General features: G+C 65.9%; 7 protein-coding genes and 1 pseudogene. 2 read left to right on the top strand and 6 right to left on the bottom strand.

Annotated features, from left to right (window positions below):
* Positions 1–89: 89 nt before the first annotated feature.
* From nrdR to dnaE, 3 genes are all read right to left on the bottom strand, one after another.
* Positions 90–563 carry a transcriptional regulator NrdR gene (gene nrdR, locus Q1V87_RS09625; protein WP_300592039.1) on the bottom strand — a complete coding sequence of 158 codons (474 nt, stop codon included), beginning with the start codon at positions 561–563 and terminating at the stop codon, positions 90–92.
* A gap of 12 nt (positions 564–575) precedes the next feature.
* Positions 576–1,877 (bottom strand): histidinol dehydrogenase, encoded by a 1,302-nt coding sequence (gene hisD, locus Q1V87_RS09620; RefSeq protein ID WP_300592037.1) that lies wholly within the window; start codon positions 1,875–1,877, stop codon positions 576–578.
* Between the two features lie 65 nt (positions 1,878–1,942).
* Positions 1,943–5,461, bottom strand: coding sequence for a DNA polymerase III subunit alpha (gene dnaE, locus Q1V87_RS09615; RefSeq protein ID WP_300592035.1), 3,519 nt, complete (start codon positions 5,459–5,461; stop codon positions 1,943–1,945).
* Positions 5,462–5,528: 67 nt separating this feature from the next.
* On the opposite strand from dnaE, the gene Q1V87_RS09610 reads away from it, so the two are divergent.
* Positions 5,529–6,026 carry an NUDIX domain-containing protein gene (locus tag Q1V87_RS09610; RefSeq protein ID WP_300592033.1) on the top strand — a complete coding sequence of 166 codons (498 nt, stop codon included), beginning with the start codon at positions 5,529–5,531 and terminating at the stop codon, positions 6,024–6,026.
* A 55-nt stretch (positions 6,027–6,081) separates the two neighbouring features.
* Positions 6,082–6,675 carry a vitamin K epoxide reductase family protein gene (locus tag Q1V87_RS09605; protein ID WP_300592031.1) on the top strand — a complete coding sequence of 198 codons (594 nt, stop codon included), beginning with the start codon at positions 6,082–6,084 and terminating at the stop codon, positions 6,673–6,675.
* A 21-nt stretch (positions 6,676–6,696) separates the two neighbouring features.
* Here Q1V87_RS09605 and Q1V87_RS09600 read toward each other — a convergent pair whose 3' ends face one another.
* The 3 genes and pseudogenes from Q1V87_RS09600 to Q1V87_RS09590 all read right to left on the bottom strand — a co-directional run.
* On the bottom strand, positions 6,697–7,626 hold the full coding sequence (locus tag Q1V87_RS09600; RefSeq protein ID WP_300592029.1) for an RluA family pseudouridine synthase: 930 nt from the start codon (positions 7,624–7,626) through the stop codon (positions 6,697–6,699).
* A gap of 303 nt (positions 7,627–7,929) precedes the next feature.
* Positions 7,930–8,448: pseudogene (lspA, locus tag Q1V87_RS09595) on the bottom strand (signal peptidase II); the annotation flags it as partial.
* Between the two features lie 8 nt (positions 8,449–8,456).
* The coding region (locus Q1V87_RS09590) for a cell division protein (RefSeq protein ID WP_300592027.1) at positions 8,457–8,896 on the bottom strand (440 nt) is incomplete at its 5' end.

Genomic DNA, 8,896 nt, shown 5'->3' with positions numbered 1-8,896 from the left:
GAGCAGCCGGATGACGAGCATCGCCGAATGGTGCGCTGCCTCGGGGTCCATCTTCGAGAGGAACGTGCGAAACAGCCACGGGTACATGCTTACTCCTCGAGATCGGATGCCAGGCGATGATGATCCGCGCGCAACTGTGCGATCGCCGACTCAAAATCCTCCAACGTATCGAACGCCTGGTACACGCTCGCGAACCGGAGATAAGCGATCTGGTCGAGTTCCCGGAGTGGACCGAGGATTGCCAGGCCGATCTCGTTGGTGTCGACCTGCGACGAACCAGTCTGCCGGACCACCTCTTCGACCGTCTGCGCCAGGACGGCAAGATCACCCTCGGTCACCGGGCGCCCCTGGCACGCCTTGCGCACACCCGACATGACCTTTTCCCGGCTGAACGGTTCGATCACACCCGACCGCTTGATGACGTTGAGGCTCGCCGTCTCGATGGTCGAGAATCGACCACCGCATTCTGGACACTGGCGGCGACGACGGATGCTGAGACCGTCGTCGCTGGTGCGGGAATCGATCACGCGTGAGTCGGGATGACGGCAGAAAGGGCAGTGCATAGCAGCCCCAGACTACGCGGTGAAGCGCGCGCGGACGGCTTCGCCGTGCGCGGGGAGCACCTCGGCGGTCGCAAGCGCCACGATCGCGTCGGACACCTCCGCCAGGGCATCCCGGTCGTACTCGATGACCTGCTGCGGTCGCAGGAACGTCGAGGCAGAGAGCCCCGCAGCGTACCGCGCCTGTCCGCCCGTGGGGAGCACGTGATTGCTCCCCGCGAGGTAGTCGCCCAGGCTCACCGGCGAATACGGGCCGACGAAGACGGCCCCGGCGTGCACGAACCGGTGCGGCATGGGGTCGGCGAGGTGCAGCTCGAGGTGTTCAGGAGCGTACGCGTTCGAGAAGTCGACCGCGGCGTCGAGTTCGTCGACGAGCACGATCGCGGACTGCGGGCCCGTGAGCGCCACCTCGATGCGCGCGGCGTGGAGAGTCTGTGCAGCCAGCGCGGCCACCTCGGTCTGCACAGCATCGGCAAGCTCCGCCGACGCCGTGACGAGAACCGCGGATGCCTGCTCGTCGTGCTCGGCCTGGCTGATGAGGTCAGCTGCCACCAGCCGAGGGTCCGCCGTGTCGTCGGCGACGATGAGGATCTCGGTGGCACCTGCCTCCGAGTCGGTGCCCACGCGACCGGCCACCGCGCGCTTTGCGGCAGCGACGAAGTTGTTCCCCGGCCCTGTCACGACATCCACCGGATCCAGGCCCAGGCTCGCAACCCCATACGCGAATGCGCCGATCGCACCGGCCCCACCCATCGCGTATACCTCGGTGACCCCGAGGAGTTTCGCGGCGGCGAGAATCACGGGGTGGACTCGCCCACCCTCCGCCCGCTGGGGCGGGGATGCGAGGGCGATCTGTTCGACACCGGCTGCCTGAGCCGGCACGACGTTCATCACGACGCTCGAGGGGTAGACGGCCTTACCGCCGGGCACATAGACCCCGACGCGGCGCACGGGCTGCCACCGCTGGTGCACGAAGGCTCCTGGGCCAAGCGTCGTGGTGGTCGGCGGCGGAACCTGCACGGCAGAGGCCGCCCGCACACGATCGATAGCGCGCTCGAGGGCCTCCCGAACCGCAGGATCGAGAGCGTCGAGCGCCTCATCGAGGTGCGCGGCAGGAACACGGATGTCGTGACCGGTCACCCCGTCGAACTGTTCAGCCTGTTCGCGCAGCGCGGTCTCGCCGCGCTCGGCGACGTCATTGACCAGGCGCACCGCCGTGGCGAGCGCCTCGGAACGGGCGGCGGTCGCGCGGGGAACGGCGGCGAGCAGCTCTGCGGGCGTCAGGTCTTGCCCGCGCAGATCGAGGGTGCGAAGCATCCATCTACGGTATCGCCCGCGCGGGGGGTGGATCGCCGGAGGCGCGGTGCAGCCGCAGTCGGCGGTTACCCGAGGCACTGGGGACCGAGAAGTCCCTTGAGCTCGCCGTAGAGGTCGGCCGTCACGGTCACCGGGTGAGGCACCTCGAACACCTTCGCCACACCGCCCTTGTGGAGCTTGATCGTCACCTCAGTCTCACCGCGGTGGCGGCGCAGACAATCAGCGAGATCGCCGATGACAGCTTCGGTTGCCCGCTGCTCCGGGATCATGAGCACGAGCGGTCCGGATGCGTCAACGGAACCAAGGTCGGGCGAGAACGCCGCCTGGGCGTGCAGATTCATGCCGTCATCGCGTCGCGAGACGCGCCCTCGGACCACCAGGATCGAGTCAGCCTGCAACATCGACTGGAATTCCGTGTAGGTCTTTCCCATGAACATGACGGTGATCTCGCCGTCGAAGTCCTCGACCGTGATCATGCCGTAGGGATTACCGCTGGATTTGGCGACACGGTGCTGCACGCTCGTGACCAGGCCAGCGATGGTCACCTGATCGCCATCCGCCAGGTCTTCGGAGGCCAGGAGGTCATGGATGTTGATCGATGCATGCTTGGCAAGCGGTACCTCGAGGCCCGCAAGCGGATGATCCGAGACGTAGAGCCCCAGCATTTCGCGTTCGAAGGCCAGCTTGTCTTTCTTGGTCCACTCCGGACGCTCGGGAACCTTGTTGACCTGCTGCGGCTCGTCCTCCCCCCACAGCGAATCGAAATCGAACCCGACCTCGCCGTTGGCCTCGCGGCGCTTGTCAAGCACAGCCTGCTCGGTCGCGTCCTCGTGGATCTCCAGGAGTGCGCGGCGGGTCGCACCGAGGGTGTCGAACGCGCCGGCCTTGATCAGTGACTCCACCGTTCGCTTGTTCGCGACCGACACCGGCACACGAGCGAGGAAGTCGTGGAACGACACGAAAGGCTCATCCGCGCGCGCCTGCACAATCGCTTCGACGACATTCGCACCGACGTTGCGCACGGCACCGAGCCCGAAACGAATGTCGTCGCCGACTGCCGCGAAGTAGCGGATCGACTCGTTCACGTCCGGCGGCAGCACCCGGATGCCCATCCGTCGACACTCGTTGAGGTAGACGGCCATCTTGTCTTTCGAGTCGCCGACGCTCGTGAGCAGCGCCGCCATGTACTCCGCGGGGTAGTGGGCCTTGAGGTACGCGGTCCAATACGACACGAGCCCGTAGGCGGCGGTGTGAGCCTTGTTGAACGCGTAATCGGCGAACGACTCGAGAACCTTCCACAGGGTCTGCTGCGCAGCATCCGAGAACCCGCGCTCGGTCATGCCGCCGAAGAAGACCTCCTTCTGTTTATCGAGCTCGGACTTCTTCTTCTTTCCCATGGCGCGACGAAGTAGATCGGCTTGGCCAAGCGTGTAACCCGCGACGCGCTGGGCGACAGCCATGACCTGCTCCTGATAGACGATGAGGCCATAGGTCGTGTCGAGGATGTCGGCGAGGGGTTCTTCGAGCTCTTTGTGGATCGGCTCGATCTCTTGCTGCTTGTTCTTGCGCAGCGCGTAGTTGATGTGCGAGTTCACGCCCATCGGACCGGGGCGATACAGCGCGAGGACGGCCGAGATGTCTTCGAAGTTGTCGGGCTTCATCAGGCGAAGCAGGGATCGCATCGGGCCGCCGTCGAGCTGGAACACCCCGAGAGTGTCCCCTCGCGCGAGCAACTCGTACGACGCGCGGTCCTCGAGGTCGAGTTCCTCGAGGACAAGCGGCTCGCCACGGTTGGCCTCGATGTTATCGAGCGCGTCGTTGATGATCGTGAGGTTTCGCAGCCCCAGGAAGTCCATCTTGATCAGACCCAGCGACTCGCACGACGGGTAGTCGAACTGCGTGACGATCTGACCGTCCTGCTCGCGCCGCATGATCGGGATGATGTCGATCAGCGGTTCGCTGGACATGATCACACCGGCGGCGTGCACACCCCACTGGCGCTTGAGGTTTTCCAGGCCCACCGCGGTGTCGAAGACCGTCTTCGCCTCCTGGTCGGTCTCGATGAGCGTGCGGAACTCCCCCGCCTCCTTGTAGCGGGGGTGATCCTTGTTGAACATGTCGGTCAGCGGCACATCCTTGCCCATGACCGCCGGCGGCATCGCCTTTGTCAGGCGCTCCCCCATGCTGAACGGGAAACCCAGCACGCGGCCGGCATCCTTCAGCGCCTGCTTGGCCTTGATGGTGCCGTAGGTCACGATCTGCGCCACCCGGTCGTCGCCGTACTTCTCGGTGACGTACTGGATCACTTCGCCGCGGCGACGGTCGTCGAAGTCGACATCAAAGTCGGGCATCGATACGCGGTCGGGGTTGAGGAACCGCTCGAAGATCAGGCCGTGCTTCAGCGGATCGAGGTCGGTGATGCGCATGGCATAGGCAGCCATCGAGCCGGCTCCCGACCCACGGCCTGGGCCGACGCGGATCCCGTTGCGCTTGGCCCAGTTGATGAAGTCGGCAACGACCAGGAAGTAGCCAGGGAAGCCCATCTGCACGATGACGCCGACCTCGTACTCGGCCTGCTTGCGGACCTCGTCAGGGATGCCGGCCGGGTAACGCTCCTCGAGCCCAGCCTCGACCTCTTTGACGAACCAGCTCTCCTCGGTCTCGCCGTCGGGCACGGGAAAGCGCGGCATGTAGTTGGCGCTGGTGTTGAACTCGACCTCGCAGCGCTCGGCGATCAGCAGCGTGTTGTCACACGCGTCGGGATGCTGCCGGAAGATCTGGCGCATTTCGGCTGGCGTGCGGATGTAGTAGCCGTCGCCGTCGAACTTGAACCGCTTCGGGTCATCCAACGTCGACCCGGACTGAACGCAGAGCAGGGCCGCGTGACTGTTCGAGTCGTGCTGGTGGGTGTAGTGGGAGTCGTTGGTCGCGAGAAGCGGGATGTCGAGGTCTTTCGCGATCCGCAGCAGATCGGTCATGACCCGGCGCTCGATATCGAGGCCGTGATCCATGATCTCGGCGAAGTAGTTCTCTTTGCCGAAGATGTCTTGGAACTCGGCGGCTGCAGCGCGGGCGGCGTCGTATTGCCCGAGGCGCAACCGGGTCTGGACTTCGCCCGAGGGGCATCCGGTGGTCGCGATCAGACCCTTCGAGTACGTCTCGAGAAGCTCGCGGTCCATGCGGGGCTTGAAGTAGTACCCCTCCATGGATGCCTTCGATGAGAGCCGGAAGAGATTGTGCATCCCGGCCGTCGTCTCGGACAGCAGCGTCATGTGGGTGTACGCACCCGAACCTGACACGTCATCGTCGCTCTGCTCGGGAGACCCCCATCGCACCCGTGACTTCTCGGACCGGTGCGTACCCGGGGTCACATACGCTTCGATGCCGATGATCGGTTTGATGCCGACATCCTTCGCTGCCTTGTAGAACTCGAAGGCGGCGAACGTGTTCCCGTGGTCGGTGACGGCGATCGCAGGCGACCCCTGAGCTGCAGCTTCCTGCACCATCGCCCCGATGCGGGCGGCTCCGTCGAGCATCGAATACTCGCTGTGCACGTGCAGGTGGACGAAGGAGTCGGACGCCATGCCGAGAGTCTACGTTCGGGCTCCGACGCCGGCTCACCCGGCCCGCCGGGGCGGCTACGGTTACCGTGTGCCAACTCCCGACTTCATCCTTGAGCTCCGCCAGTTCGTCGGAACCCGCCCGCTCCCGCTCGTGGGCGTCACCGCTGTCATCATCCGCGGTGACGAGATCCTCCTCGGTCGCCGCTCCGACAATCACGCCCTCACCCCGATCACCGGCATCGTCGATCCCGGGGAGGAGCCGGCCGACGCCGCGGAGCGGGAGGCAGCCGAAGAGGCAGGTGTCGTCATCCGTGCCGACCGCCTCGCGTGGGTCCATCAGATCCCGAGGATCACCTACGCCAACGGGGACCAGAGCGACTACCTCGACCTGACGTTCCGATGCACGTGGGTCTCCGGCGACCCGGTTCCCGTCGACGGCGAGATGACAGAGGTCGGCTGGTACCCGCTCGATGCGCTGGGCGACGTGGGCCCCGACATGCGTGCGCGCATCGATGCCGCGATCCCGGAACGCGGCGAAGCGCAGTTCGTATCCGGGGGCAGCGGGGCGCAGCATCCGTCCGCCTGATTAAGTCCGGCCCGGCCGGCCACGCAGCGCCCGGACCGGTGCAGACAATGGGCGGGTGGCCCTGCACCGACCCACCGTCCCCCTCGCCGTCTTCTGGATCGTCGGCGGCACCCTCGGCGCCGTCGTCGCGTTCCTCCTGTACCTGGAGTACATCGGTCAGCTCACCGGCGCGGATGCGATCATCTCGTGTCAGTGGGGCGTGCTCGTCACCTGCGGACCCAACCTGCTCTCCCCCGGCGGCAACATCCTCGGATTCAGCAACTCGATAGCGGGCATGGTGCTCTTCCTCGGACCCGTCTACGCCGGCGTCAGCGGGCTGGCATCGCCATCCGGCCTTCGTCGCTGGTACTGGCGGACGTACGGCATCTTCGTGGCCGGGGCTTTCGTTCTCGTGCACTACTTCGCGTTCCAGAGCATCTTCGTCTACGGGTCGCTCTGCCCCTGGTGCATGATCATCTGGCTCGTCACGATCCCGCTGTTCTGGTTCACCACGGGCTGGATGCTGCGCGACGGCGTGTGGAGCGAGGCAGTTGCGACGCGGCGCGTAGGAGGCGTGATCTTCTCGTGGGCGCTGCTTGCCACCGTCCTGGACTACGCCCTCATCGCGATCACGGCGCAGCTGAGACTCGATCTGCTCGGCAGCTTCTGAGCCCTCAGGGCGTCAGCTCGCTCAGTCGAGCTCCTCGCCGCGGAGGATCGCCAGCGCATGAGCGAGATCGGGTGCATACGGCGAATCGAACGAGACCCACTCCCGTGTTGCGGGATGCGTGAAGGCAAGCGTGCGAGCGTGCAGCCATTGGCGCGTGAGGCCCAGTCGTTCTGACATCGTGGGGTCGGCTCCGTAGAGCGGATCACCGACACACGGATGCCGGTGCGCCGCCATGTGAACGCGGATCTGGTGGGTCCGCCCGGTCTCGAGGTGGATCTCCAGCAGTGAGGCCCCCGGAAATGCCTCGATGGTCTCGTAGTGAGTGACCGAGGGTTTGCCGTCCGGGGTGACCGCGAACTTCCAGGAGTGCGAGGGATGACGCCCGATCGGCGCATCGATCGTTCCTGCGAGCGGGTCGGGGTGCCCTTGGACCACCGCGTGATAGATCTTCTCGACGGTGCGGTCCTTGAAGGCCGCCTTCAAGACTCCGTACGCGTGCTCCGATTTGGCAACGACCATGAGCCCGCTCGTGCCGACATCCAGGCGGTGAACGACGCCCTGCCGCTCGGGGGCACCGCTTGTCGCGATCTGGAACCCTGCCGCAGCCAGCGCCCCGAGCACCGTGGGGCCTTCCCAGCCCACCGACGGGTGCGCGGCAACACCCGCGGGCTTGTCGACGACCACGATGTCGTCATCGTCGTACACGATGCCAAAGCCTGGCACGACGACGGGGACGACCTCGGGCTCGCGACGATCGGTCCACTCGACCTCGAGAACCGTTCCCGCCGTCAGTCGGTCGGACTTCCCGAGGATCCTGCCGCCTTCGCTGACACCTCCGGCCTCGGCCACGTCGGCCGCAAAAGTGCGCGAGAATCCCAGCATCTTGGAGACTGCCGCATCGACCCGGGCGCCATCGAGCCCGTCCGGCACCGGCAACATCCGCGCCGGCACGTCAGTCTCCGTCTCGAGCGCATCGGCGGTCAGGAACGGCAGCTGCTCGCCTACCGAGACGACTCACGAGTCGCGGCGGGATTCCTCGTCGGCGATCCGGTCGGCCTCCCGTGCCACAGCCTCTTGCTCGGCTTCCGTGAGCGGAGGGAGACCGATCTCGTCGCGAGGCACACCCGCGTACGGGTCGGCGACCGGAAACTCCGAGTCGAACCCGCCGGCGACATCGCCACCGGGAGGAAATTCGTCCCCGGCGGCGCCGAGAATGGTCTCCTCTTCGGCGGGATTCGTTTCATGGTGATGGTGTCGCTTGCCGTCCATCTGTACTCCTACGATCACGAGCAGGGCCACGCCGATCATCATCGACACGATGAAGATGTCGGCCACGTTGTAGATGGCGGGGCTCATCCAGAACCACATCCACGGTGTGTTGATGAAGTCTACGACGTGCCCCACGGGGAATCCGGGCTCCCGGAAGAGGCGGTCGGTGAGGTTTCCGAGCACACCTCCGAGCAGCAGTCCGAGCACGATCGCCCAGAGGCGTGACTGCACGCGGGTCGCGGCGAGCCACACGATCACACCGGCGACCACCGCGAGGGCAATCGTGAAGATCCAGGTGTATCCCTCCCCGAGAGAGAAGGCTGCACCCGGGTTCTTGACCAGGTAGAACTGCAGAAATTCCCCCAGCACGGGAACGGATTGCTGCAGGGGGAGGTTGCTCAGCGCAAGGTACTTGGTGAACTGGTCGACGGCCAGCACCAGGATTGCGAGCAGCGCAATCGTGATGCCGGCCGCCGCGTGACGCAGAGGTGGCCGAGACGCCAAGAGCGTCCTCAGTTCGTGATGTTCGCGACCGACGCGCTGTCGGTCGAGGAGGAGTCGAGGTCCTTCAGGTGCCCCTCGATGAAGCCGCGAAGCTGCGAACGATAGTCGCGTTCGAACTGGCGCAGCTCACCGATGCGCGCATCCAGTTCGGCCTTCTTGGCCTCCATGCGGGCGATCTCGTCGCGACCGCGAGTCTCGGCATCGGAAATGATCGAGGCGGCCTGGGCCTGGGCCTCGGCGATGAGCTGGTCGTGGCGCGCCTGGCCTTCGGCGACGTGCTCGTCGTGCAGGCGCTGGGCAAGCTCGAGCAGGCCGGCGCTTGCAACCGTGGGAAGCGGGGTGCCCGCAGGAGCTGCGGGGACAGGCGCGGGGGCGGCCTCTTCGACCGGGGCCTCTACAGGCGCGGCGGGGGCGGCGGGAGCGCCCGATTCGAGCTCGGCGATACGCG

Origin of the sequence: Microbacterium sp. (genome assembly GCF_030149085.1) — a bacterium.
Taxonomy (GTDB): Bacteria; Actinomycetota; Actinomycetes; order Actinomycetales; family Microbacteriaceae; genus Microbacterium.
Note: the sequence above shows the minus strand (reverse complement) of the source record. Positions and strands in the feature narration are given on the sequence as shown.